Source organism: Flavobacterium gelidilacus DSM 15343 (assembly GCF_000422685.1).
Classification (GTDB): domain Bacteria; phylum Bacteroidota; class Bacteroidia; order Flavobacteriales; family Flavobacteriaceae; genus Flavobacterium; species Flavobacterium gelidilacus.
In genome coordinates this window covers 384756-409276 of the sequence record NZ_KE383904.1, presented here as the reverse complement: position 1 = coordinate 409276, position 24521 = coordinate 384756, and the positions used below count along the sequence as shown (strand labels likewise).

26 protein-coding genes are annotated in these 24521 nt (G+C 27.7%); 16 read left to right on the top strand and 10 right to left on the bottom strand.

The window, feature by feature from the left end:
- Positions 1-17 precede the first annotated feature (17 nt).
- The 4 genes from G507_RS0114520 to G507_RS0114505 all read left to right on the top strand — a co-directional run bounded on the left by G507_RS0114520 (position 18) and on the right by G507_RS0114505 (position 5305).
- On the top strand, positions 18-1415 hold the full coding sequence (locus G507_RS0114520; protein ID WP_026718172.1) for a tetratricopeptide repeat protein: 1398 nt from the start codon (positions 18-20) through the stop codon (positions 1413-1415).
- A 30-nt stretch (positions 1416-1445) separates the two neighbouring features.
- On the top strand, positions 1446-2414 hold the full coding sequence (locus tag G507_RS0114515; RefSeq protein WP_026718171.1) for a DUF368 domain-containing protein: 969 nt from the start codon (positions 1446-1448) through the stop codon (positions 2412-2414).
- Positions 2415-2424: 10 nt separating this feature from the next.
- Positions 2425-3183: a shikimate dehydrogenase family protein gene (locus G507_RS0114510; protein WP_026718170.1), complete on the top strand. Its 759-nt coding sequence runs from the start codon at positions 2425-2427 to the stop codon at positions 3181-3183.
- Positions 3184-3322: 139 nt separating this feature from the next.
- The gene (locus tag G507_RS0114505) at positions 3323-5305 is read left to right on the top strand and encodes a DUF349 domain-containing protein (protein ID WP_026718169.1); all 1983 of its coding nucleotides are present in this window, start codon (positions 3323-3325) and stop codon (positions 5303-5305) included.
- Between the two features lie 77 nt (positions 5306-5382).
- Here the strand turns inward: G507_RS0114505 and G507_RS17050 are convergent, their stop codons facing one another.
- Complete coding sequence (locus G507_RS17050; protein WP_051191732.1) at positions 5383-5628, bottom strand: antibiotic biosynthesis monooxygenase family protein; 246 nt, start codon at positions 5626-5628, stop codon at positions 5383-5385.
- Between the two features lie 63 nt (positions 5629-5691).
- On the bottom strand, positions 5692-6465 hold the full coding sequence (mazG, locus tag G507_RS0114495; RefSeq protein WP_026718168.1) for a nucleoside triphosphate pyrophosphohydrolase: 774 nt from the start codon (positions 6463-6465) through the stop codon (positions 5692-5694).
- Between the two features lie 201 nt (positions 6466-6666).
- Here mazG and G507_RS0114490 point away from each other — a divergent pair, with 201 nt between their 5' ends.
- Positions 6667-7146 carry a hypothetical protein gene (locus tag G507_RS0114490; protein WP_035666310.1) on the top strand — a complete coding sequence of 160 codons (480 nt, stop codon included), beginning with the start codon at positions 6667-6669 and terminating at the stop codon, positions 7144-7146.
- A gap of 62 nt (positions 7147-7208) precedes the next feature.
- On the opposite strand, the gene G507_RS0114485 is transcribed toward G507_RS0114490, so the two are convergent.
- From G507_RS0114485 to ruvX, 3 genes are all read right to left on the bottom strand, one after another.
- On the bottom strand, positions 7209-7634 hold the full coding sequence (locus G507_RS0114485; RefSeq protein WP_026718166.1) for a DUF5606 family protein: 426 nt from the start codon (positions 7632-7634) through the stop codon (positions 7209-7211).
- 133 nt (positions 7635-7767) lie between these two features.
- Positions 7768-8355, bottom strand: a complete 588-nt coding sequence (def, locus tag G507_RS0114480; RefSeq protein ID WP_026718165.1) for a peptide deformylase — start codon at positions 8353-8355, stop codon at positions 7768-7770.
- 125 nt (positions 8356-8480) lie between these two features.
- The gene (gene ruvX / locus G507_RS0114475) at positions 8481-8891 is read right to left on the bottom strand and encodes a Holliday junction resolvase RuvX (RefSeq protein ID WP_026718164.1); all 411 of its coding nucleotides are present in this window, start codon (positions 8889-8891) and stop codon (positions 8481-8483) included.
- 153 nt (positions 8892-9044) lie between these two features.
- On the opposite strand from ruvX, the gene G507_RS0114470 reads away from it, so the two are divergent.
- Positions 9045-9860 carry a 2,3,4,5-tetrahydropyridine-2,6-dicarboxylate N-succinyltransferase gene (locus G507_RS0114470; RefSeq protein ID WP_026718163.1) on the top strand — a complete coding sequence of 272 codons (816 nt, stop codon included), beginning with the start codon at positions 9045-9047 and terminating at the stop codon, positions 9858-9860.
- A 139-nt stretch (positions 9861-9999) separates the two neighbouring features.
- Positions 10000-11868 (top strand): LTA synthase family protein, encoded by a 1869-nt coding sequence (locus G507_RS0114465; RefSeq protein WP_026718162.1) that lies wholly within the window; start codon positions 10000-10002, stop codon positions 11866-11868.
- On the opposite strand, the gene G507_RS0114460 is transcribed toward G507_RS0114465, so the two are convergent.
- Positions 11854-12615: a glycosyltransferase family 2 protein gene (locus tag G507_RS0114460; RefSeq protein WP_026718161.1), complete on the bottom strand. Its 762-nt coding sequence runs from the start codon at positions 12613-12615 to the stop codon at positions 11854-11856. The two genes, G507_RS0114465 and G507_RS0114460, sit on opposite strands and share 15 nt — an antisense overlap.
- Positions 12616-12707: 92 nt before the next feature.
- On the opposite strand from G507_RS0114460, the gene G507_RS0114455 reads away from it, so the two are divergent.
- Positions 12708-13772 (top strand): glycosyltransferase family 9 protein, encoded by a 1065-nt coding sequence (locus G507_RS0114455; protein WP_026718160.1) that lies wholly within the window; start codon positions 12708-12710, stop codon positions 13770-13772.
- Positions 13773-13796: 24 nt separating this feature from the next.
- On the opposite strand, the gene G507_RS0114450 is transcribed toward G507_RS0114455, so the two are convergent.
- The 3 genes from G507_RS0114450 to G507_RS0114440 are packed head-to-tail and all read right to left on the bottom strand — an operon-like array spanning position 13797 to position 15989.
- The gene (locus G507_RS0114450) at positions 13797-14375 is read right to left on the bottom strand and encodes a hypothetical protein (RefSeq protein WP_026718159.1); all 579 of its coding nucleotides are present in this window, start codon (positions 14373-14375) and stop codon (positions 13797-13799) included.
- 11 nt (positions 14376-14386) lie between these two features.
- The gene (locus G507_RS0114445; protein WP_026718158.1) at positions 14387-15202 is read right to left on the bottom strand and encodes a glycosyltransferase family 2 protein; all 816 of its coding nucleotides are present in this window, start codon (positions 15200-15202) and stop codon (positions 14387-14389) included.
- 25 nt (positions 15203-15227) lie between these two features.
- Positions 15228-15989, bottom strand: coding sequence for a hypothetical protein (locus G507_RS0114440; RefSeq protein ID WP_026718157.1), 762 nt, complete (start codon positions 15987-15989; stop codon positions 15228-15230).
- A gap of 78 nt (positions 15990-16067) precedes the next feature.
- Here G507_RS0114440 and G507_RS0114435 point away from each other — a divergent pair, with 78 nt between their 5' ends.
- Positions 16068-16865 carry a glycosyltransferase family 2 protein gene (locus G507_RS0114435; RefSeq protein ID WP_026718156.1) on the top strand — a complete coding sequence of 266 codons (798 nt, stop codon included), beginning with the start codon at positions 16068-16070 and terminating at the stop codon, positions 16863-16865.
- Here G507_RS0114435 and G507_RS0114430 read toward each other — a convergent pair whose 3' ends face one another.
- A complete protein-coding gene (locus G507_RS0114430; RefSeq protein WP_026718155.1) occupies positions 16866-17972 on the bottom strand; it encodes a glycosyltransferase family 4 protein in 1107 nt (368 codons plus the stop codon). It lies immediately after the preceding gene.
- A 95-nt stretch (positions 17973-18067) separates the two neighbouring features.
- On the opposite strand from G507_RS0114430, the gene G507_RS0114425 reads away from it, so the two are divergent.
- From G507_RS0114425 to G507_RS0114395, 7 genes are all read left to right on the top strand, one after another.
- Entirely contained in the window at positions 18068-18988 is a 921-nt protein-coding gene (locus tag G507_RS0114425; protein WP_035666307.1) for a glycosyltransferase family 2 protein, read from the top strand.
- Between the two features lies 1 nt (position 18989).
- A complete protein-coding gene (locus G507_RS0114420) occupies positions 18990-19946 on the top strand; it encodes a WaaS/CpsH family glycosyltransferase (RefSeq protein WP_026718153.1) in 957 nt (318 codons plus the stop codon).
- Positions 19943-20902 (top strand): WaaS/CpsH family glycosyltransferase, encoded by a 960-nt coding sequence (locus tag G507_RS0114415; RefSeq protein WP_026718152.1) that lies wholly within the window; start codon positions 19943-19945, stop codon positions 20900-20902. Before G507_RS0114420 ends, G507_RS0114415 begins: the two co-directional genes overlap by 4 nt.
- A gap of 4 nt (positions 20903-20906) precedes the next feature.
- The gene (locus tag G507_RS0114410) at positions 20907-21950 is read left to right on the top strand and encodes a glycosyltransferase (protein ID WP_026718151.1); all 1044 of its coding nucleotides are present in this window, start codon (positions 20907-20909) and stop codon (positions 21948-21950) included.
- A 3-nt stretch (positions 21951-21953) separates the two neighbouring features.
- Complete coding sequence (locus tag G507_RS17045) at positions 21954-22940, top strand: glycosyltransferase family 2 protein (protein WP_051191731.1); 987 nt, start codon at positions 21954-21956, stop codon at positions 22938-22940.
- 138 nt (positions 22941-23078) lie between these two features.
- A complete protein-coding gene (locus tag G507_RS0114400) occupies positions 23079-23909 on the top strand; it encodes a class I SAM-dependent methyltransferase (protein ID WP_084518994.1) in 831 nt (276 codons plus the stop codon).
- The gene (locus G507_RS0114395; RefSeq protein WP_026718149.1) at positions 23909-24475 is read left to right on the top strand and encodes an L-threonylcarbamoyladenylate synthase; all 567 of its coding nucleotides are present in this window, start codon (positions 23909-23911) and stop codon (positions 24473-24475) included. The genes G507_RS0114400 and G507_RS0114395 overlap by 1 nt, the downstream gene beginning before the upstream one ends.
- Positions 24476-24521 lie beyond the last annotated feature (46 nt).

Genomic DNA, 24521 nt, shown 5'->3' with positions numbered 1-24521 from the left:
ATTCAAAACCAAAAGCTATGAATTTGAGTCACGAAGAAGAAAACAACCAAGGCTTATCCTTATCCAAATTTGAATCAATGCTTAAAACTAACAAGGTTTTATTTTTTGATTCTGAAGAGTTTGAAGAAATAATTCTTCATTACATGGATACAGGAAGGCTAAATCTTGCCAAAAAAGCACTTAAACTTGCCTTAGAGCAACATCCAAAATCTACTGGATTAAAGTTAGTTCAAGTAGAAATATTAATTTTTGATGATAAAGTTGAATTAGCAGATAAATTATTGAATGAACTATATGCTATTGAACCTACAAACGAAGAAATTTATATACAAAAAGCAAATATTTTTTCTAAAAAAGATGAGCACGAAAAAGCTATAGAATCTTTAAAAACTGCTCTTAAGTATACAGATGATTTTGCAGATGTATATTCAATGATTGGAATGGAATATCTTTTTATGGATAATTTAGAATTAGCCAAAGAAAATTTCATCAAATGTTTAAACGAAGACACTGAAGATTATTCATCACTATATAATGTAGTTTACTGCTTTGATTTCTTGGATCAAAACCAAGAAGCTATTTTATATTTAGACCAATTCATCAACAGAAATCCATATAGCGAAGTAGCTTGGCATCAATTAGGCCGTCAATATTATGCTTTAAAAAACTTTGAAAAAGCAGTTTGGGCTTTTGAATATGCCACCTTAATTGACGATTCATTTTTAGGGGCTTATTTAGAAAAAGCAAAAGCTCTTGAAAAATTAAAAAAATACCAAGAAGCCATTGATTGTTACAAAATTACTATGGAATTAGATGATGTAACTTCTTTTGTACTTCTGCGTGTAGCCAAATGTTATGAAAAATTAGGCAATAACAAAGAAGCATTAAAATTTTATTCAAAAACTGTTCACGAAGATCCTTTATTAGATAAAGCTTGGATTGCCATTACAGACTTTTACATTAGACAATTTGACTATAAAAAGGCTTTGTATTATGTAAATAAAGCTATTGGAATTGAAGGTGATAATAAATTATATTGGAAGCGTTTTGCCTCTATAAATAGAGCTTTAAAATCGTATGAAGAAGCTGAATATGGGTATAGAAGAGCATTTGAATTAGGCGATACTGATTTAGATACTTATATCTTTTGGGCAGATTCATTGCAGTATGTTGGTGATTATCAAATTGCCATTGAAGCATTATTACATGGTGTAGAAAATCATCCAGACCATTATGAAATTGAATACCGTTTAGCTGGTTTATATTACATTCTAAATCAGACTAAAAAAGGGAAGTTTCATTTAGTTAATGCCTTGCAAAGTAATTACAAAAATCACAGTATTTTAGAAAATAATTTTCCGATAATTTGGAATAAAAAATCAATTCAAAATCAAATTATTAAATTTAGAAATTAGTTTATACTTTGATTTAGCTTATTTCATACCATGAGAAAAATTTTTCCCGATTACTTAATCATTACACTAAAAGGAATTGCCATGGGAGCAGCAGATGTTGTTCCAGGAGTTTCTGGTGGTACAATTGCTTTTATTTCAGGAATATATCAAGAATTAATTGACAGCATAAACGGAATTAACCTTTCTCTTTTAAAAACACTAAAAAAAGAAGGCTTAAAAGCAGCATGGAAAAAAGCAAATGCTTCTTTTTTACTTTCATTGGTTATCGGAATTGGAATAAGTGTCCTAACTTTTTCAAAAATAATAACACATCTATTAGCTTCTAAACCTATTATGGTTTGGTCCTTTTTCTTCGGATTAATTATTGCAAGTATTTTACTTATTTGGAAACAAATAACTAAGTGGGAAATAGTTTCAATTGTAGCTTTAATTATTGGCGTTATTTTGACATATTACATTACAATTGCAAGACCAGTAAGCAGTCCAGAAAGTTATCCTTATCTTTTTTTATCTGGTTTTATTGCCATAATAGCTATGATTTTACCCGGAATTTCTGGAGCTTTTATATTATTATTGATGGGTTCTTATGAAACCGTAATTAGCACAATAAACCAATTTAGAGAAGGTTTAACCCAAATGAATATGGAGTTACTTTCAACTGCAATGATGAAACTTGGAGTCTTTGCAATTGGCGCAATTATTGGTTTAAAGTCTTTTTCAAAAATTCTACATTGGATGTTTGAACGCCATAAAAACACTACTTTAGCTTTATTAATTGGATTTATGATTGGCTCACTAAACAAAGTTTGGCCATGGAAAGAAGTGTTAGAAACTCGCATAAACAGTCACGGAGAAACAGTCCCTTTTTTAGAAAAAAGTATTTTACCCCAAGAATTTAATGGTGATGCGCAAGTTTTAACTTCAATCCTTTTAGCTGTTTTTGGATTTCTTGTAATTTACGGAATGGAAAAAATTGCCGCTCGATTAGGAAAAAATTAATGATTTAAAGATGAAAAAGAAAGTAAAAAAACAGAAAAAATATGGTTTAGTCGGTAAAGACATAAGCTATTCTTTTTCTAAAAAACACTTTACTGAAAAATTCACAGCTTATCATTTTGATAACTGCGAATATTTAAACTTTGACTTACCTTCTATTAAAGAATTTCCTGAAATTTTTGCTAAAAACAAAGGATTGAAAGGCTTAAATGTAACTATTCCTTACAAAGAAGAAGTTATTCCATACTTAGATTCTTTATCCAAAAACGCAAAAAAAATTGGTTCTGTCAACACCATCGTTATCAATAAACAAAAAAAACTAATTGGCTATAACACTGATTTTTATGGTTTTAAAAAATCGTTAAAACCTTTATTAGAATCACATCATACAAAAGCATTAATTTTAGGAACTGGTGGAGCAAGTAAAGGGATTGCTTTTGCTTTAAAAAAACTAAATATTGAATATGATTTCGTCTCAAGAAATCCAAATGAATTTCAAATATCTTATGATGAAATTGATGCTGCTTTATTTGAAGAATATTCTATAATTATAAACACAACTCCAGTTGGAACCTTCCCAAACATTGAAGATTATCCAAAATTTGATTACAGCTTATTATCAAAGAAACACATTGCCTTTGATTTAGTGTATAATCCTGAAGAATCTATGTTCTTAAAAAAGGCAAAAGAACAAGGAGCTACAACAAAAAATGGATATGATATGTTGGTTTTTCAGGCAGAAAAATCATGGAAAATCTGGAATAAAAAATAATTTATTTCAATTTAAAAATTAAAAAACAATCTCGAAACTTCTGGTTGTTACTCTTTAATGTTTAATCTTTAGCTTTTTCTTTTGAAATTTCCTTGTGAGTTAGTATCTTCGAAGCATAATAGTAACTTATACATGAATCATGTTAGAAGAAAAGAATGATAACCTGCAAAATGCAGATGGAGACAATGAGCAAGAATTAATACAAGAAACTACTGAAATTCAAGATGTTATTGAAGAGGAAGTAGTTCAAGTAGAACAAGAAGTTCAACCTGTTGCAGAAGAAGCAACTGAAGAGGCTGTTACTGAAAAAACTACTTCGAACGCTGCAATGGATGAAATCGACAATTCAAATGCAGAAGAAAGCGAAGATGACACAATAAAAGACAGACATGAAATTCCTTTATTGGATTATGATCCAATGTCTATGGAAGCACTTACTGAAGAGCTAGAAAAATTAGTTTCTAATGAAAAAGTAATGGCCATCAAAGATCATGTTGAAGAAATTAGAAAAGCATTTATGTCTCATTTTCATGATTTGTTGGAAGAGAAACGTGAAGAATATAGTGAGCAAAACGAAGGAAATACAGAAGGTTTTGAATTTCATTCGCCAATAAAAAATAAATTTGATGCTATTTTTGATGATTACCGTTCAAAAAAATCAAAACACTACAACCAACTTCAAAATAATTTAAAAAATAATTTTGAAGTAAGAAATATAATAATTGAAGACCTAAAAAACCTTATTGATTCTACTGATGATTCTATTGGTGATATGTTCAAAAAAATGAACGAAATCAGAGAACGTTGGAACAATGCTGGTTCTATTCCAAGAGATAAGTATAATATTATTTGGAATAATTATCATTTTCATGTGGAACGTTTTTATGATTTGATTCATTTAGACAAAGAAGCTCGTGATCAAGATTTTAGAAATAATCTAGAGCAAAAACAACAGTTAATTGTTCGTGCAAAAGATTTGTTGGCCGAACCAGATGTAATGAAAGCTTTTAGAGAATTGCAATTATTACATAGAATTTGGAAAGAAGAAGTTGGTCCAGTTGATAGAGAACATAGAGATGCAGTTTGGAATGAATTTAGTGAAATTACTAAACAAATGCATGACAAACGTGAAGCATTAAATGCAAACGCTCATGTTCGTGAATTAGAACATTTTGAAGCTAAACAAAAAATTATTGAAAGTATTAATGCTTTATCTTCTGAAGCAGTTAGCGGTCATAAAGGTTGGCAGAACCAAATGAAAAAAATGGAAGCTTTACGCGAAACTTTTTTCAAAGCTGGAAAAGTACCTTCAGAATTAAACGAAGAAACTTGGGCGAAATTTAAAACAGCTGTTCGTGATTTCAATAAAAATAAAAATGCTTTTTACAAAGAAATTAAGCATGACCAACAAGATAATTTAAATAAAAAATTGGCTTTAGTTGAAAAAGCAAAGGCACTAAAAGATAGTGAAGATTTTAAAGCAACTACTCCAATAATGAAGCAAATTCAAGAAGAATGGAAGAAAATTGGTCATGTGCCAAGAAAACATTCTGATTCTGTATGGAAAGACTTTAAATCAGCTTGTAATGCTTATTTTGACAGATTACACAAAGTTCAAAACGAAGAAAACAAAGAAGAAGTTGAAGCGTTTGAAAACAAGAAAACCTTTTTAGACGAAATTAAGTCGTTTGAATTAGTTGGTGATCACAAAAAAGATTTAGATGCTATAAAAGAAAACATTGAAAAATGGAAATCATTTGGAAGAGTTCCTTTTAACAAAAGACACATTGAAGGTAAATTTAATAAAATCTTAGATGCTCTTTTTGAAAAATTAAGTTTATCTAAAAAAGATACTGAATTAATGAAGTTTGAAAATCGTTTAGAGCATTTAGCTGAAAACGAAGACAATAGAGCTTTAGAAAAAGAATCGTATTTTTTACGTAAAAGAATTGATGAAGTTCAAAGTGAAATTTTACAATTAGAGAATAACATTCAATTTATTACTTCAAGTTCAAAAAAGGGAGAAAATCCATTTATAAAAGAAGTACATAAAAATATCGATAAGCATAAAGAAGATTTAAAAATCTGGAAAGAAAAACTTTCAAGGTTAAATCAATTATAAAATTAAAATCCCGATTCGTTCGGGATTTTTTATTTCTTAAAACTATATTCTCGTTCTACTAAACAAATTCGGGTTGTTTAAGATTCGTACCAAGTACTCCTTCCCGTTTCTTGAGCTACAAGATGGTCCATGTTTTGTTTCCATTTTTTGATGGATTCCAAATCTTTCCAATACGAAACGGTTATTCCAATTTCACTTCGAGCCGATTCAACACTTAAAAACCCTTCTTGTTCTTTCGCTAAAGTTTCCATTTTTTTAGCCATAGCTAAATAACCTTCATCTATTTCGGTACGTTCTGAAGTAAAAATTACTGCGTAGTACATTTTTTTTATTGAATTGTTAAACTGCAATCTATTTTCTGCCAACTGAATACTGAGCACTGAACACTAAAGTTTCTTTGCTTCTTCCCAAAAAACATCCATTTCTGACAAAGACATATCTGATAAATTTTTACCTAATTCACCTGCTTTACTTTCCAAATACATAAAACGTTTCATGAATTTTTTATTCGTTCGTTCTAAAGCGTCTTCTGGATTAATTTTTAAGAAACGAGCATAATTAATCATGGAAAACAAAACATCGCCAAATTCGGCTTCCATTTTGTCTTGATTGCCGGATTCAACTTCAACTTGTAGTTCATTTAACTCTTCTTGCACTTTATCCCAAACCTGATGACTTTCTTCCCAATCAAATCCAACACCTTTAACTTTATCTTGAATGCGACTTGCTTTTACCAAAGCTGGTAAACTTTTAGGAACACCTTCTAAAACTGATTTTCTACCTTCTTTTAGCTTAAGTTTTTCCCAATTGCGTTTGACTTCTTCTTCATCTTCCACTACTACATCACCATAAATATGTGGATGTCTATCAATTAATTTATCACAAATTGAATTCGCTACATCAGCAATATCAAAATCATTAGTTTCACTTCCTATTTTTGAATAAAACACAATGTGTAACAACAAATCACCCAGCTCTTTTTTAATTTCTGGCAAATCATTATCCAAAATTGCATCCCCTAATTCATATGTTTCTTCAATGGTTAAATGACGAAGACTTTCTAACGTTTGCTTTTTATCCCACGGACATTTTTCGCGCAACTCATCCATAATATCTAACAAACGATTAAAAGCTGCTAATTGATTTTCTCTGTTATTCATGTTTTTTTTTAATTGTTATTGAAATTGAATTTCCTATTGCCTTTGAATTAACGTAAAATTATGGAAATATTTTTAGAAGTGAATTAAAATTGGGTTTAATACTAAATAACTATTTTTAAGATTAATAGTATATTTGGGTTAAATATAGTGCCAACAAGTTTAGGATAAAATCTTAAATTAATTTTTAAAATATATTCAATTATGTCAATGTGGGAAATTAATGAGTTATTAAAAAATAGTATTGCAGTAATAAACAACGCTAATTTAGATATCAATTTGAAAAAAAATCTAATTTGGAATTTAGAAAATCTTCCAGAAAAATATCAATTTGATGCAGGTGGATTTGCTAAGACTGAAAATGATTCTGATTTTTGTTATGAAGCTATGAATCCTTATAAGTTTGGTTTATTGGTTTGCATTGAAGCTGAAAAACAATCCAAAACACATTTTATTTATGATTGGTCGACTTTTCTCCTAAATTATTGGAATGAGTATTTTTCTGAATCTACTAAATTAGATGATTTAAAAAAGAATTACCTATCTCTTTTGAAAGTTAGATTTCATAACTATAATTTTGAAAACTACAAACCAATTCATGCTTCTTTGACCCTATATAAAAATGGAAATGAATGGTTTACTGAAGAACAAAACAAATTGATTAAGTGGTTTTGTTTTGAATGATATTAAAACAAAAAAGTCCAAACATACATTTGGACTTTTTTTATATCTTTTTAAAAAAAAACTTATTCTGAAGCTTCTTCTGGTTTTTCTTGTGCTGTTAAAGCTTCAATAGAAATCATTCCTTTTGACTGCAATAAATTGTACCAGTTCATTACTTTTTTAATATCTGAAGTATAAACTCTATCTTCATCAAATTCTGGTAAAATTTCTCTAAAATATGCTTTTAAATTTTCATCTGTTTCCTTGTGAGAAATAGCTGGACCTTCGTTTTCTTTTGTTGCAATTGCTTTAAAAATTTCTGCTAAACGAACTTCTTCGTTGTACGTATAAACAGCAATTTCAGATAACAAACTCACGTTTGCTCTTAATCCCACAGTGATTTTTTTTCCATCTAATAAAGATTCAGCTACAAATCCTGTGCGGGTTTGTAATTTTAAATCATATAATCCTGGCTTTCCAGAAATAGCTAATATTTTTTGTAAACTCATTTTAATGTAATTATTGGGTGGCAAATATATATTTTAAATTTTAAATTCCAATTATTAAACTCCAAATTCCAATTAATATTGTTTTATAAAAATAAGTTAGATTTTGGGATTTCAAAAATTTGGAATTTCTTAATTATCTTCCTTTTTTACTAAAAAATTTCATTCTATAATCAGGAAATGCTTTGCCTTCCATAATGTTTTTTAATTTTTTAGCAATCAACTTTTTCTTTAATGAAGAAACGTGATCTGTAAATAATATTCCTTCAATATGATCATATTCATGCTGAATCACGCGAGCAATTAATCCGTTATAAACTTCGGTTTTCTTGTTGAAATCTTCATCAAAATATTCAATCGTAATTGTATCATGACGAGAAACATCCTCACGAACATCTGGAATACTTAAACAACCTTCGTTAAAAGTCCACATTGTTCCTTCTTCTTTAAGGATTTTTGCATTAATGAATGTTTGCTTAAATACTTTTAATTCTGCAGCTTCTTCTTTAGAAAGATCATCACTGTCTGCAAAAGGTGAAGTATCAACAATAAAAATACGAATTGGCATTCCAACTTGTGGCGCTGCTAATCCAACACCAAAAGCGTTATTCATAGTTTCGTACATATTGGCAATAACTTCCTTTAAATTTGGATAATCATTAGCAATTTCTTCGCAATGTTTTCTTAAAACAGCTTCGCCATAACCATATATTGGTAAAATCATTTTTTTAATTATTTAAGTAATAAAACTTATTTGGTGCAAAAATAGTATTTTGATTTCAGTATAAAAAGTTTAATTGTTGAACTTTTATCTAAAAAATCATCATCCTTAAACCTGACATCCCTATTTTACTTCCTATTCATATAATCTTGTAGCATGATCGTAGCTGCTATTTCGTCAATTAATGCTTTATTTTTTCTTTGATTTTTCTTTAAACCACTATCAATCATAGTTTGAAATGCCATTTTTGAAGTAAAACGTTCATCTATTCTATCCAAAGGCATCTCTGGAAACGTTATTTTAAATGTCTTGATGAATTTTTCTATAATTGCTGCACTTTCAGAAGGAGTTCCATCCATTTGTTTTGGCTCACCTACTATTACTTTTTCGACCTTCTCTTTAGAAAAATAGTCTTTTAAAAAAGCAATTAGGGTTTCTGAAGGAACAGTGGTTAAACCTGAAGCAATGATTTGCATTTCATCTGTTATTGCAATTCCTGTTCGTTTCATTCCGTAATCTATGGCTAGAATTCTTGGCATTTATTATTTTTTTGTAAAGATACTAAATTGTTGTTTAAACCAGACAGGTTTTGAAAACCTGTCTGGTTTAGCATGAAAAACAAATTACTTTAACAAACCTTAGCCATTCGTTTCTAGAATAAATTTATTTTATATTTGTGAAAAAATTATAAAATGCAAAACTTACAATCAATTATAGAACAAGCTTGGGAAAACCGTGCTTTATTACAAGAAACTGAAACTACTACTGCCATAAGGGAAGTTATTGAATTATTAGATAACGGAAAATTACGTGTAGCTGAACCAACTGAAAATGGTTGGCAAGTGAACGAATGGGTTAAAAAAGCTGTAGTTATGTATTTCCCAATTCAGAAAATGGAAACATGGGAATCTGGTATTTTTGAATACCATGACAAAATGGAATTAAAACGTAATTATGCCGAAAAAGGTATTCGAGTTGTTCCTCCGGCTGTAGCTCGTTATGGTGCTTATATTTCTAAAGGTGTAATTTTAATGCCAAGTTATGTAAATATTGGTGCTTATGTAGATGAAGGAACTATGGTTGATACATGGGCAACTGTAGGAAGTTGTGCTCAAATTGGTAAAAACGTACATCTTTCTGGTGGCGTTGGAATTGGTGGTGTTTTAGAACCTTTACAAGCTGCTCCAGTTATCATTGAAGATGGTGCTTTCATCGGTTCAAGATGTATTGTGGTTGAAGGTGTTCGCGTGGAAAAAGAAGCAGTTTTAGGAGCAAATGTTGTGTTGACTGGTTCTACAAAAATTATTGACGTTACTGGTGATGAACCTATTGAATATAAAGGAGTTGTTCCTGCACGTTGTGTAGTGATTCCTGGAAGTTATACTAAGAAATTTGCTGCTGGTGAATTTCAAGTTCCTTGTGCTTTAATCATAGGAAAACGCAAGCCTTCTACTGATTTAAAAACTTCATTGAATGATGCTTTGCGCGAATATGATGTAGCGGTTTAAACATAAATTCCAAATTTTAAAATTCCAAATCTCAATCATTACTATTGAGATTTGGAATTTTATGTTTTTACAAGTAAATATATTGTTAATTAATTGTAAATATTTTAGTATTTCATACATTTGCCGAAATATTTCATCCATGAGAAATTACTTTCAAAGTATAATCCTTTTCTTCAAACGCTTTTTATTAATAGTCATTATCTATCAATTATGTAGACTTCTATTTTTATTCTTTAATAGGAATGCATTTAATGGATTGACTTTAAAAACATTTTTAGGTGGTTTACACTTTGATTTATCAGCTATAGCCTATATCAATATTATCTTTGCTATTTTGCATTTTGTTCCAGGAAAATTCAAATATAAATCGGGTTATCAAAAAGGACTGAAAATTGGATTTTTTGCTGTGAACCTACTATTTATTTTAACGAATTTTGTTGATTTTGAATATTACAAATTTACAGGAAGAAGAAGTTCATTTGGAATGATAACTGCATCTGGAATGGAAAATGAAATTGGAGGATTAATCTTTTCGTTTTTAGCTGAATTTTGGTTTTTACCAATTATTGCTTTTGTTTTAGCAATCTTATTTTGGAAAGCCATTCCGAATATTAAACTTATCTTTTCTGAAGAAAAATCTAAATTTTTAGTTGCAAAACAAATTAGTCTTTTCATATTCTTGCTAGGATTTGTGTTTTTATTAGGTCGTGGTGGATTTCAAAAAAAGCCATTAAAAGTAGTTGATGCTGTAAATTATGGTTCAATTAGTCATTCTGCTTTAGTGTTGAATACTCCTTTTTGTATACTGAAAACTATTGGTAAAAAAGAAACTCTTGAATCTCCAAAATTTTATTCAGAAAGTGAATTAAATTCAATATTCAATCCAGTTGTTGCAACAAATCCAACAGAAAACCAAACCAAACAAAATGTTGTTGTAATCATTTTAGAAAGTTTTGGAAGAGAAAATATCCAACATGGACAAACTCCTTTTTTAGATTCATTAATTACAAAATCATTATTTTTTGAAAACGGTTTTGCCAATGGAAAATTATCTATTGATGCTGTTCCTTCAACACTTTCGAGTATTCCAAGTTTGATGAGTTCTTCATTAATTACTTCAAGTTATTCAATTAATGAAATTTATGGCTTACCTAAAATTTTAAAAGATAATGGGTATAACACTGAATTTTTTCATGGTGCTTTCAATGGAAGTCAAAACTTTGACCAATATTGTAAAGTCGCTGGATTTGATGCTTATTATGGTAAAAACGAATATGATGGCTCAGAAGCTTTTGATGGGAGATGGGGTATTTTTGATGAAGAATTTTTTCAGTTTTATTGCCAAAAAATGTCGAGTTTCAAACAACCTTTTTTTACTTCAATTTTCAGTATTTCATCCCATAATCCATATACCATTCCAGAAAAATATAAAGGAAAATTTCCAAAAGGAACTACTAAAATCCAGGAAAGTATTGCTTATTCTGATTACGCACTAAACCATTTTTTTAAAACGGCAGGTAAACAAGATTGGTTTAAAAACACAATATTTGTAATAACAGCAGATCACACTTCTTCTGAACCAACGGAAGAAAAATTTAAGACAAATGTTGGAAAATTTAGAGTTCCTATTTTGTTTTATAATCCAGGAAATCCAACTTTTGGAGGTATAAGTTATAGAAATATGCAACAAATTGATATTATGCCATCACTTATTGATTTATTACATATCAAAACCAATATGGTTACTTTTGGGAAGTCGTATCAATCTGACAAAGATTTTGTAGTGTATTATTTGGATAATATTTACCATTATATTCAAGGTGATTATTACATGGCATTTGATGGAAAAAAGGCTTTAGCTTTGTATAACTTCAAGAAAGATGAATTGATGAAAACCAATTTACTTTCAACTGAAAAAGAAAAAGCATTGACTATGGAACGTTTTATTAAAGCTTATGTACAATCGTTTAACGAACGAATTATCAATAACAAATTAACGATTCATTAATCTTTCTTGACGTTGTAATTTCAATAATTTCGCATATTTCATATGTGAAAAGAAACCTTGAATTAGAGCAATTGTGATTCCATCTATTCCGTTAAAAATTCCTTTTTTCAAGAAATAACATCTAATAAATGCTGTTAATCCATTGATTACGGGTTTGGCTGCTCCTACTCTTTTTCCTTGATCAAAAAGTTGCTGTGCATGCCAAGTTGAATATTGATTTTTCTTGGCTACAATTTGTTCCAAAGAATCCCAACCATAATGCAAAATATGAACCGGAACTCTCTTTTCGTTAGTTGTTACAATTGATTGATGTACTTTAGCTCCAGAAGGTCTTGCAGTTACCTTATTAAAAAAACGTACTTTATGATCTGGATACCAACCTGAAAAATCGATTAATTCATCTCCTAAAAAATTCTTTACTCGAAACGAAAAAGCGTCATGATTTCCAATTAAATATTTTTCTTCTAAAATAAATTTTTCGGCATCTTTATCTAAAAATTCATCAGCATCTAAATTTAAAATCCAGTCATTTTTGCAATAAGGTAAACCATGAGTTCGTTGTGGACCATCCCCTAAAAAAGCTTGAGAAATTACTTTTGCTCCTTTAGATTCTGCTATTTCAACTGTTCTGTCTTTACTTAACGAGTCTACAATTATGACTTCATCACAAACTTTGAACAATGCATCAATACATTTTCCAATGTTTTTTTCTTCATTAAATGTAATAACTAAACCACTGATTGCCATAATTTGAATTTTATAAGTACAAAAATACAGTTTTTATTTAAAGTTTTTATGTTTGATATTACTTATGTACTTTAGCACTTTAATTTATAAAAATGAAAATTTTAATCATTCAACAAAAACGAATTGGTGATGTTTTAACCAGTTCAATATTAGCCAATAGTCTTAAAGATTATTATCCAAACGCAAGTATTGATTATATGTGCTATGCCAATTGTGTGGATGTTTTAAAAGAAAATAAAGCAATTTCTAACATAATTGTTTTAGAGCAAAATGTTAGAAAAAACTATTTATCGTTATTTAAATTCATTTTTAAAATTAGAAGTCAAAAATATGATGTTGTTATTGATGCCTACAGTAAATTAGAAACGAATTTAATTACCCTTTTTTCTGGTGCAAAATATAAAATATCATATAACAAAGGCTATTCAAAGGCCTTTTACAATCACAATATCAAACGTTTACCAAACGGTACAAAAAGCAACTATGGTTTAGCTATTGAAAACAGATTGGCTTTATTGAGACCATTAATTCAAGAAGAAATTACAGATTTTAAACCAAAAATTTTTCTTTCAAATCAAGAAATTGAAGTAGCTAAAAAAACCATTTTAGAAGCCAACATTCCTCAAAATCAACCCTTGTACATGATTGGGATTTTGGGAAGTGAATGGTACAAAACGTATCCATTGGAACATATGGCTGAATTATTAGATTATACAGTTGAAAAAACTAATGCTTCGTTACTGTTCAATTATATTCCAAATCAAAAGGAAGATGCTTTAAAACTTTATAATTTATGTAATGAGAAAACACAACAAGCAATTTTCTTTGATATTTATGGAAAAAGTCTTCGTGAATTTTTAGGATTATTATCACAATGTAATGCTTTGATTGGAAATGAAGGTGGTTCTGTAAATATGGCAAAAGCTTTGTTTGTTCCAACCTTTTCTTTGTTTTCTCCAAGTGTTGATAAAGAAACTTGGCAGATTTTTGAAGACGAAAAGAACATTTCAATTCATTTAAAAGATTTGAAACCAGAAATTTATGCAGAACATGATGAAAAATATATCAAAGAACATACTTTTAAATATTTTGAAGAATATCCAATTGCGTTAATTAAAGAGAAAATGGATGAGTTTTTTGGGGAGATTAAAGCTTAAACTCCTTTACTTAATTATAATAAATTATTTATTTTGAAAATATTTTTTTGCAGTTTTAAAATATTGATCATAGAAATCTTTTTTTGAGCTTAAGTTCTTTATTTCCGTTGAAAAAAAATCCATTAATATTTTTTTATATTCCGAAGTATCTGTTAAACAATCTTGGTTATCTGAATCAAATACAATTACTGTAGCAAAAATTTCCTCTCTACTTTCAACTCCACCTGTAACAACTGAAAACAACTCATCGTTAGAATCTAAAAGTTTTATATTATGCCATATTAATAATAAATCTGTATCGTTATCTACCCAAACTTCATTATCCCATTTCCCATATTTATCATACATAAGTTTTTGTGAATACATAGCCGAATACACTGCATTGAATCGTAATTCATTTAAATAAATTGAATCATTATTATTAACAGAAAGAACTTTAATTATTTCAAAATTTTTAAAGCCATTTTTATAAATATAAGGTATGTTTGGATTTGCAGTTTTTTGCTTAACTCCTACTTCATCATTATTCTCATTTACTGTTTTTAGATTTGAACAGCTTAAAAAGACAATAAAACTTACAGCAATTAAAATTATTTTTTTCATATTTATAATTTTTATTTATACTGAGAAATTCCCTTTTCAATGGCAGTTATATTGTGCTTTTTATTGTAAGCTCTAATAGCAAAATTTTTCTCCCAAGTTTGTTTGGTTGCATAACCTCTTTTGTGCTCTAAATGCAAACAAATAGCTTGGTAACGAATTTGTTTTGCCAAAACTCCAAAATTAAATAAGCGCTCTCCTACTTCTCTATCTAAACCACCATATTGCATTTCTTCATTGAAACCATTTACTGCCATTAAATCGCTTTTAAAACAAGATGTATTGTGACCGTTAAAGGTTTTCTTAGTTGGAGTTATCCAATTCATAAAAATAGCGAAGTATTTATTATGCGTTAATTTTGTCAACTTAAAACTACTTTTTACTCCGTTTTGAATTAACCACGATGTTGAAAAGCAATTTTGTGATTTTATATCTTCAAACGAAATAGCTTTAGAAGTTTTCATTGGTAATTTGAAATAACCACCAGAAAGAAAATAGCCTTTTTCTTGAAATTTTAAATGTTGCTGCACAAAATCTTTCCTTGGAATACAATCACCATCCGTGAATAATAGATAATCTGAATTCGTTTTAAGAATAGCTTTATTTAGAATTTTACATTTTTGAAAACCATTATCTTCTTGCCAAATATGAAGTATTGGATACTTAAATTTAGATTTAAAAGATTCTATAACTTCTTTAGTTTTAATAGTAGAGCCATCATCAGCAACAACAACTTCAAAATCATTCTCGGTTTGTTGGCAATAGCCTTCGAGAACTTTTGATAGCCATTCTTCTGAATTGTAAGTAGTAATAATTACGGATAACTTCATGAAAACTATTAAGAATGGAAAATTACTATTTTTTCCAAAACTTTAACCTCTTTTTTATCCTTTTTTTTCGGTAAAAACGATATTGAAAATCTTTAGTAAGATTCCACATAGTTGAAAAAACCTTATCTTCATCTACTCCAGAAAGTTTTGCATATTCGTTACTCATAGTAGCAACCATGTCTTCTTTTGGAGTAATTTTAGACAAGTTTTTCATACGAGTTTCAAAATCCATTTTATCATGGAATTTCATTCGATTTAAATCTACTAAATAGAAATCATACTTTCTTTCAGGTCTTTTGATAATCAAAGTGTTTCCTGGTGAATGATCTAAAAACTCAATTCCTTTTTCGTGCATCAAAAAAGTAAATTGTGTAAACTGACGCAAAATATTTTCTGCATCTGGATAATCGGTTTCAACTAATTCACGATAGGTTAAATCACATTCTAAATGCTCACTTACATAATAACTGTCTTTTAAACCTAGTAGCGAAGTATTTTCAAAATAAGCCACTGGTCTTGGTGTACCAATATTATTCTTTAATAAAAAATTAGCATATTCAAACGAACGTTGCGCTTTAGACTTTCTAAAATATCGGTAAGCAATTTTATTAATTAGGTTTGGTTCTTTAAACGATTTTACATTTAAAGTCAATTTATCTAACTCAAAAAGTTTAATGGTATTTCTATTTCCTTTAATAAAAACTTCGCCAGAATTATCGAAATTCTTGATAAAATTTTCAATTTGTTCTTTCTTCTCTAAAAAGGCATCATTTAGTTTGTACACCATTATTTTTTTTTCAAAATTATGCATACAATTTAATTAAACCAATATTTTAGGTATTTTTACCAAAAAATAAATCAAAAAATGAGTTTATTACCAAAATCTTCGCTTGTAACTCCAACTTATAATTGGCCAGAAGCTTTAGAACTTTTACTTTTAAGTATAAAGAATCAAAGTGTTTTACCAGATGAAGTACTAATTGCCGATGATGGTTCCAGAGAAGAAACTACAATTTTGATTAAAAAATTTCAAGCAGATTTCCCGGTTCCTTTAATTCATGTTTTCCATGAAGACAATGGTAATCAGAAACCAAAAATCATGAATAAAGCCATTGCTAAAGCTAAATATGATTACATTATTGAAATAGATGGCGACATTATCATGCACAAAGATTTTGTAAAAGATCATTTAACTTTTGCTGAAAAAGGACTTTATTTATTTGGTTCAAGAGTAAATATTCAGAAAGATATTTTAAAAACTATTTTTGACAAAAAGATAATCAACTTTGGCTTTTTTGCAGAAGGAATTAAAAAAAGAACAAGAACTGTTCGTTTTCCGTTATTTATGAAATTTGCTAAGACTCACGAGGAACGCTCAGGAAAATTGAGAGGTTGTAATATGTCATTTTGGAGAGAAGATTTTATTAAAATCAACGGTTTTAATGAGGGTTTAGTAGGTTGGGGAATTGATGATTCGGAAATGATTCAACGTTTACATAATATTGGAATTAAAGGAAAAAGGCTAAAACAGACTGCTATTGCTTATCATATTTATCATAAAGAGCAAGACAAAAACAATCTTGAAATCAATAATGCTATTGAAAAAGAAACTACAGAAAAAAGAATAACGTTTATTGAAAAAGGAATTAATCAATATTTGTGATTATTTTCTAAGTACGTTTTGATATTCTTCAAAAGTTTTTTGAGCTATATATCTTGCTGTAAATTGCTCTTTTATAATAGCTTTCCCCTTTTCAGAAAATTGTTTTTGTAATTCTTTATTGTCCAGAAGTTGAGCTGTTTTATTTGCTAAAGATTTGCTGTCCTTAATATCGGCTATAAATCCATTTTCACCATCAATAATAATATCAGAAACCACTCCTACTTTTGTAGATACAACCGGAATTCCAATTAACATAGCTTCTAATAATGATGTAGGTCCACCTTCTCTTTGTGATGTTAAGAGAAAAGCATCAAATTGTGTATTTAAAGAAGAAGCATTTTTAATTTTATCCATAAAAACTATGTCTTTAAACACTTTATTTTCAATGGCATATTGTTTTAACCAATCTGTTTTTTTAGAAAATTCACCTACTTGAATAAAAACTATATCTTTTCTTTTTAAAGTATGTTTTAGTTCTGTAAGCACATCAATTAAAGTAAATAAATCTTTTGCATTAGTATGATTAGCAATATTTCCAACGATAAATTTTTCTTTTGGAATATTATATAACTCTCTAATATTTATTGAGCTTGAATAATCTAAAATTTTTAAAGAAACGCTATCATTTACTACAACAGTTTTCTTTAAGGCTGAAACATTTAACGTTTTTCCAAATGAGTCTTGAACCATTTTAGAAACACATATAATTGAATCTAATCTATTATTATTGTATTTTAATTTACTTAAAAAACTACCACTTACACCAACACCTTTTTTTGAAAAAATTAATTTTGTTTTAAATCGGTAAATCAGATTTGATACTAAAAAAAACATCAACGAATCGCTAGTATGTAGGTGAACAATATCTGGTTTGTGTTCTTTTATTGTTTTAGCTAAGTGTTTATAATTGACATATTTATTTAATTTCTTTGTTTTTACACCAATAAAAGGAATTTTGACTTTATTACATTCATGCTCTAACACTGAACTATTAATTCCATAAACAATATTTTCTACATTTAATTCGTTTAGCTGTGGAACTATGTAGATTATCTGTTGCTCGTTTCCTCCCCATCCTTTTGCTCCAGATATATGTAGTATTTTCATAAAATTATTTGTTACTTTGCCTATGGTAATTTTTTGTAAAAATATATAAAATAAATTGCAGTTACAAAAGAGAATTAAACAAAAAACAAACTAAAATGCTCGATTTATCAATTGTTATAATTAATTATAATACTAGTAATTACACCATTAAGTGTATAGAAAGCATTTTTGAACACACCTCAAATCAATTAACGTATAACATTAAAATAGTTGACAATCATTCAAACGAAGAAGATGTCAACAAACTCGATGATTATATTAAAAAAATAAACAACCCAAAAATAACTTTCTTAAAAAATCACATAAACGTAGGTTTTGGTGGTGGAAACATGATTGGTTGTCAATTTTCTGATGCAACATATTACGCTTTTATAAATAATGATTCATTACTTTTAAATGATTGTTTTACAATAATCATCAATCAAATGAAGCAAAATGAAGAATTTGGAATTTGTGGTCCTCAAAGTTATAAAGAAGATGGAAAATTATTACCCACTTTAGATCATTATTCGTCTCCACTAAAAGAATTATTTGGAAGATATTTTTTAGAAAGCATTAATTCTCAAAAATACCCTAACAGAAAAATAGAGTATAAAGAACCTAAAAGAGGACAATTTGTTTCTGGAAGTTTTATGGTTGTAAAAGCTGAAGATTTTTGGAGTGTTGGAGGATTTGATACAAATATTTTTTTATATCATGAGGAAACCGATTTATGCATTCGTTTAGCTAAAATAAAAAAATATGCTTTCTTAATTCCAGAGGCAAAATTCATACATTTTCATGGTGCAAGTACACCAAAAAATATAGAAATTAAAACGGAATTAAAAATATCACTTCTTTACGTAATCAGAAAACATTACGGTTATATTAATTACAAATTGATATTAGTTTTTCTACAAATAAAGTACTTTATAAAAAGTATTAGAAAGCCCAAATATTGGTATTTATTCAAAATATTATTTAGAGGTGGAAGATTAACAGATTCAATGAAACATAAACAAACTATAAATAAATAGTATGAAAGTCCTGTTTTATTGTCCAGATTACTTAGGTATTTATAAAATAATTGAAAAAGGTATTGTTGAAAATACTGGCTTTGAAGTAAAAACAATTTTATTCAACAATTATAAACATAAAAACAAATACAAGAAGCTATTAAACTTTGTAAGTAAGTTAATTTTAAATAAAAATCTTAAAAAGAAATGGGCAAGCGAATTTTATGCCAATCAAATAGATGATTTAGAAGTTTTTGACTATGTTTTTATTATTAGTCCAGATCATTTATTAAGCACAGAACTTGAATATGTCACAAGTAAAGCAAAAAAATCAATTGTTTACTTTTGGGATAGTTTTAAATTAATTGACCGATACGAAAGAACATTGCCATTTTTTGATGTTAAATTTAGTTTTGAACCTAATGACGTAAAAAAGCATAACATGTCTTTGCTAACTAATTTTTATTTTGACACAATAGTTTCAAATAAAAATTCATCAGATGCTTATTACATTGGTAATTTTGATGATAGAATTTCAACAATAGAAAAAATAAACTTATTACTTTTAAAAAGTGGTTTGAAACCTGATATTTATATTAAAATTAATCCTAAAACTAAAGTCAAAAAGTTTTCTGAGAATATAAATTTTATAACTAGTTTTATTCCGTTTGAAGAAAATCAGCAAAAAATAAAAGAATCTAAAATTATTTTAGATATTCATAAAAACATTCAAGACGGATTAACTTTTAGAGTTTTTGAAGCTATTGGATTAAATAAAAAATTAATTACAACCAACAAAGACATCGTTAATTATGATTTTTATAACCCAAATAATATTTTCGTTTGGGATGAAAATGTAACAGAAATTCCAAAAGATTTTCTCGAAAAAGAATATAAAAAATTATCTGATGAAATTTATAAAAAATATAGTTTAGAAAATTGGGTTAAAACAATTTTTAATATAACAAAAATAGAATGAAAAAAAGATTACTTTACATAGCTCCAGATCATTACAGTTTTTACAAAGTTATCCTTGATGGCTTTATTAAGTTTAGTGGCTATGATGTACAATTTATTTACTCCAATAAATCAGATAACTTTAAGTACAAAAACTTATGGGAACGTGTGTATAACTTTTTCTTAAAAACCTTTACCGGCAAAAACATAAAGAAAGATTATAAATTAAAATATTTTGAAAAAAAATTAAATGAATATAAAAATTACGATCTTTTATATATCAATAGACCGGATATTTTTTCTGAAGAAGAATTAAATAAAATAACCGCTAAATGCAATAGATCGATTGCATACTATTGGGATAGTTTTGAAAAAATTGAAGGTCAATATGAAACTATGAAACATTTTGATAAAACTTATAGTTTTGACAAATATGATTGTGAAAAATATGGAATGATAAAAGGGCATAATTTTTTCTATAATTCTGATAATTCACAAAAACCAGAATATGATGTCTTTTTCATTGGTACTTATGACAAAAGATATGATTATTTAATAAAAGTATTAGAATCTATAAGCATACAAAATGTAAAAGTACATGCTACTTTATTTTCATATGATAAGACTATATCAAAAAGAATTAAACATAAAAATATTTCTTTTATTAACGAAATAGTACCTTTTAATGAAGCTTATGTTTTTAATCAAAATACCCAGATTATTTTAGATATTCAACATGACTCTCAAGTTGGTCTATCATTTCGCCCTTATGAAGCGATGGGTTTAAAGAAAAAGTTAATCACAACAAATCCTTACATAAAAGAGTATGATTTTTACAATCCAAACAATATCTTTATTTGGGATAAAGACACAACTGAATTACCTGAATCATTTTTAAATAGTCCTTATCAAGACATTGAAGAAAATATTTACAATAAATATAAATTAGAAAACTGGGTAAAATCAATATTATCATAAAATTATGGAACAAAAACTATATTTCATTTGTACTGATAACAAAAAACCTGTTGGCGGAATTAAGCAATTATACAGACAAGTAGACATTTTAAACGACAACGGTTTTGATGCATTTATTGTACATAGAAAAAAAGGTTTTAGACATCAATGGTTTCAAAATGATACTAAAATAATATACAATATTGGAGTATTCAATACCATTGATAAAATTTTCAAAAAGAGAATAAAGCCACTAAAAGCTTTTAAAAATTATTTTAGAACTAAAAATGATGATCCTATTGATAAAAATGGTGTCTTAATTGTTCCTGAAATTTATGGTCCTTATATTAGTGAGTTAAATTCAGACATCAAAAAAGTTATTTTTAATCAAAATTGCTATTATACTTTTAATAATTGCGAACTTAATGAGTCTAAAAATAATCCAGTATATCTTGACAAAAACTTTTTGGCTTCAATCGTTGTTTCAGAAGATTCAAAAAAATATTTAGAACATATATTTCCTAAATCAATAACTCATCGAATTCATCTAGGAATAAATACTGTTAAGTTTAAATATAACAAAGAGCTTAAAAAAAGACAAATTGCTTTCATGCCAAGAAAGTTAGAAGATGATATAATTCAAATTATAAATATTCTTAAAATAAAAAACAATTTAGAAAATTGGGACTTTGTTGCCATCGACAATAAAACGGAAGATGAAGTTGCTACAATTTTGAATGAAAGTTTAATTTTTTTAAGTTTAAATCACAGAGAAGGGTTTGGTTTACCACCCGCTGAAGCAATGGCTTCAGGTTGTATAGTTGTTGGTTATGCTGGTCAAGGTGGTAAAGAATATTTTAAACCAGAATTTTCTTTTAAAATTGATGAAGGCAATATCATACAATTTGCTCAAAAAGTAGAAGAAGTAGCAATAAAATTGAATAATAATGATGAAACAATAATCAATATGTCTCAAAAAGCTACTAATTATATAAATGAGAATTACAATTTAAAAAATGAAGAAGAAAGTATAGTTACTACTTGGAAAAAAATACTAAAACTATCGTAATAAATGAAAATTTCAGTAGCATTATGTACATATAACGGAGAAAAATATATTAAAAAACAATTAGATAGTATATTAAACCAAACGCAACAAGTAGATGAAATAATTGTTTGTGATGACATATCTTCTGACTCTACTTTAACAATATTAAACACTTATAAAGATAAACATCCTAGTCTTTTTAAAATATTTGTTAATGAAACTAATTTAAAAAGTAATAAGAATTTTGAAAAAGCACTTTCATTAACAACCGGTGATTATATTTTTTTCTCTGATCAAGATGATTTATGGCAAGCTGAAAAAGTTTCAAAAATAATTAATGTTTTCAAAAACAATACTAAAATTGAAGGTGTCTTTTCTAATGCTGCTTTTATAGATGAAAATGATTCAGTTATTTTTGATGATATCTCTTTGTGGGATACAGTTGGTTTTCACGAACCCGAAATAGTTAAACCTATTAATTTTTTAAAATTTTTATTAATTAATGGAAATTTTGTTACTGGTGCTACATTTTGTGTTTCTAAAAAGGTTAAAGAATTCTGTTTTCCATTTAACACTAATGAAAAGAATTTTTTTCATGATCATTGGATAGCTCTTTTACTAGCTGAAAGAAATTCTTTAGCTTATGTAAATGAAAAATTAATATCATACAGGATTCATAGCGCTCAGCAAGTAGGAGTTGGCGGTGTTAAGGAAAGTTTTGAATTTCAAAAAACAAAAACTAAAGAATATAAATTAATTCTTGGCTTTTTTACTCCAAAAAAATTCAATGAGTATAAATTAATCACGAGATTTATTCATGACAAATACAAACATCATACAAATAATTATGACGAACATTATAATTCATTAGTAAACAAAAAAGTAGAAGATGGTTTATTTAAATTGTTCCAAGAAGCAAAAAGTAATATGATAAAGAAAAAACCTTTAAAATATATTACAAAAAAAATAGCTTATCTTTTTAAAAAAGACAATAGCTTAACTTTTAAATAAATAATAATCTAGAAACATAAAGTTCTAACAAAGTAATGTGAAATTCTGAACCTAAAATAATAGTTTTTTTACTATTATTAAGTTACTTAATACTTTAAATGAATTTTAAAAAATACAATTTTAAACAAACCACCCATAATGATTAAAAGTCTATTACTTAAAATAAACCTCATAAAATACTATTATAAAGGTAAATACATCCATCGAGATCCAATTTACATTAAAGGTAGAGATATCAATAATGATCCTTATTACATTAAAGGAAAAGAAGTATTAAACGATACGGAATTTATAAAAGTACAAGAATTAGCAAAAAAAGAAGAGTTAAAAAAACCTCTTAGAACAGAAATAATAAATTTTTTATTATCAAAAAACAATGATAATTATTTAGAAATAGGTGTTAGAAATCCAAATGATAATTTTAACCAAATTATAGCTAAAAACAAATATAGTGTAGATCCGGGAGTAGAATTTAAGACAAATCCCGTCGATTTTAAAATGACTAGTGATGTGTTTTTTCAAAAACTAACTAACAATGATATATTAAATAATGAAATAAAGTTTGATGTCATTTTTATTGATGGATTACACCTTGCAGATCAAGTAGATAGAGATATTTTAAACGCATTAAAATTCATTAAAGATGATGGTTTTATTGTGCTTCATGATTGCAGCCCACCTTCTGAATGGCATGCAAGAGAGGACTTTAAATACTCACACACTCCTGCTTGTGGTGCTTGGAATGGAACTACTTGGAAAGCATTTTTAAAATGGCGTTTTAATCCTGATGTCAATTCTTGCTGTATAGATTCTGACTGGGGTGTTGGGATAATTTCTAAAAAACAAGAAATTGGAAAAAAAATTGAAGCTGAAAACACTTTTTTTGAATTCAACATGTTGGATAAAAACAGAAAGAAATTTTTAAATCTAATTAGTTTTGAATCTTTTAAAAACTTAACTTTCAAATAATGGACATAAACACAGAAATAAACAACGCATACGATGTAATCAAAGAAGGTGGAATAATCCTTTATCCTACTGATACTGTTTGGGGAATTGGTTGCGATGCTTCTAATGAAGAAGCTGTAGCTAAAATCTATGCACTAAAAAAGCGACAAGAAAGCAAAAGCATGATTTGTTTAATGAATTCAGATAAAATGGTTTTCAATATGTTTAAAGATATACCAGAAGTAGCTTGGGAAATTTTAGACATGTCCGAAAATCCTACGACTTTAATATTAGACAAACCTAAAAACGTAGCTAAAAATTTAATTGCAGAAGACAATACTTTAGCCATTAGAATCGTAAAAGAACCTTTTTGTTTCAAACTTATGGAGCGCATGAAGAGACCTTTAGTTTCAACGTCAGCTAATTTTTCAGGTAAGCCTTCCCCAAAATCTTTTAAAGAAATTGACCCAGAAATTATAAAAGGTGTTGACTATGTAGTAAATTTGCAAAAAGATAAAATTTGTGATAAACCTTCAACTATAATCAAATTAAGTTTAGATAGTCAAGTGAAGATTATTCGTAAGTAAAATTCCAAAAAATAAATCCCAAATCCCAATTACAGGAATTTGCGAA

What these genes read in the sequence shown, in the direction of transcription:
- G507_RS0114450 (WP_026718159.1), bottom strand. Translation starts at nt 14,375, where the DNA reads ATGAAAAAAATAATTTTAATTGCTGTAAGTTTTATTGTCTTTTTAAGC.
- G507_RS0114460 (WP_026718161.1), bottom strand. Translation starts at nt 12,615, where the DNA reads ATGGCAATCAGTGGTTTAGTTATTACATTTAATGAAGAAAAAAACATT.
- G507_RS0114410 (WP_026718151.1), top strand. Translation starts at nt 20,907, where the DNA reads ATGGAACAAAAACTATATTTCATTTGTACTGATAACAAAAAACCTGTT.
- G507_RS0114490 (WP_035666310.1), top strand. Translation starts at nt 6,667, where the DNA reads ATGTCAATGTGGGAAATTAATGAGTTATTAAAAAATAGTATTGCAGTA.
- G507_RS0114470 (WP_026718163.1), top strand. Translation starts at nt 9,045, where the DNA reads ATGCAAAACTTACAATCAATTATAGAACAAGCTTGGGAAAACCGTGCT.
- G507_RS0114440 (WP_026718157.1), bottom strand. Translation starts at nt 15,989, where the DNA reads ATGGTGTACAAACTAAATGATGCCTTTTTAGAGAAGAAAGAACAAATT.
- G507_RS0114520 (WP_026718172.1), top strand. Translation starts at nt 18, where the DNA reads ATGAATTTGAGTCACGAAGAAGAAAACAACCAAGGCTTATCCTTATCC.
- G507_RS0114415 (WP_026718152.1), top strand. Translation starts at nt 19,943, where the DNA reads ATGAAAAAAAGATTACTTTACATAGCTCCAGATCATTACAGTTTTTAC.
- G507_RS0114510 (WP_026718170.1), top strand. Translation starts at nt 2,425, where the DNA reads ATGAAAAAGAAAGTAAAAAAACAGAAAAAATATGGTTTAGTCGGTAAA.
- G507_RS0114430 (WP_026718155.1), bottom strand. Translation starts at nt 17,972, where the DNA reads ATGAAAATACTACATATATCTGGAGCAAAAGGATGGGGAGGAAACGAG.
- G507_RS0114505 (WP_026718169.1), top strand. Translation starts at nt 3,323, where the DNA reads ATGTTAGAAGAAAAGAATGATAACCTGCAAAATGCAGATGGAGACAAT.
- G507_RS0114465 (WP_026718162.1), top strand. Translation starts at nt 10,000, where the DNA reads ATGAGAAATTACTTTCAAAGTATAATCCTTTTCTTCAAACGCTTTTTA.
- G507_RS17050 (WP_051191732.1), bottom strand. Translation starts at nt 5,628, where the DNA reads ATGTACTACGCAGTAATTTTTACTTCAGAACGTACCGAAATAGATGAA.
- ruvX (WP_026718164.1), bottom strand. Translation starts at nt 8,891, where the DNA reads ATGCCAAGAATTCTAGCCATAGATTACGGAATGAAACGAACAGGAATT.
- G507_RS0114425 (WP_035666307.1), top strand. Translation starts at nt 18,068, where the DNA reads ATGCTCGATTTATCAATTGTTATAATTAATTATAATACTAGTAATTAC.
- G507_RS0114420 (WP_026718153.1), top strand. Translation starts at nt 18,990, where the DNA reads ATGAAAGTCCTGTTTTATTGTCCAGATTACTTAGGTATTTATAAAATA.
- mazG (WP_026718168.1), bottom strand. Translation starts at nt 6,465, where the DNA reads ATGAATAACAGAGAAAATCAATTAGCAGCTTTTAATCGTTTGTTAGAT.
- G507_RS17045 (WP_051191731.1), top strand. Translation starts at nt 21,954, where the DNA reads ATGAAAATTTCAGTAGCATTATGTACATATAACGGAGAAAAATATATT.
- G507_RS0114400 (WP_084518994.1), top strand. Translation starts at nt 23,079, where the DNA reads ATGATTAAAAGTCTATTACTTAAAATAAACCTCATAAAATACTATTAT.
- G507_RS0114435 (WP_026718156.1), top strand. Translation starts at nt 16,068, where the DNA reads ATGAGTTTATTACCAAAATCTTCGCTTGTAACTCCAACTTATAATTGG.
- G507_RS0114395 (WP_026718149.1), top strand. Translation starts at nt 23,909, where the DNA reads ATGGACATAAACACAGAAATAAACAACGCATACGATGTAATCAAAGAA.
- G507_RS0114485 (WP_026718166.1), bottom strand. Translation starts at nt 7,634, where the DNA reads ATGAGTTTACAAAAAATATTAGCTATTTCTGGAAAGCCAGGATTATAT.
- G507_RS0114445 (WP_026718158.1), bottom strand. Translation starts at nt 15,202, where the DNA reads ATGAAGTTATCCGTAATTATTACTACTTACAATTCAGAAGAATGGCTA.
- def (WP_026718165.1), bottom strand. Translation starts at nt 8,355, where the DNA reads ATGATTTTACCAATATATGGTTATGGCGAAGCTGTTTTAAGAAAACAT.
- G507_RS0114515 (WP_026718171.1), top strand. Translation starts at nt 1,446, where the DNA reads ATGAGAAAAATTTTTCCCGATTACTTAATCATTACACTAAAAGGAATT.
- G507_RS0114455 (WP_026718160.1), top strand. Translation starts at nt 12,708, where the DNA reads ATGAAAATTTTAATCATTCAACAAAAACGAATTGGTGATGTTTTAACC.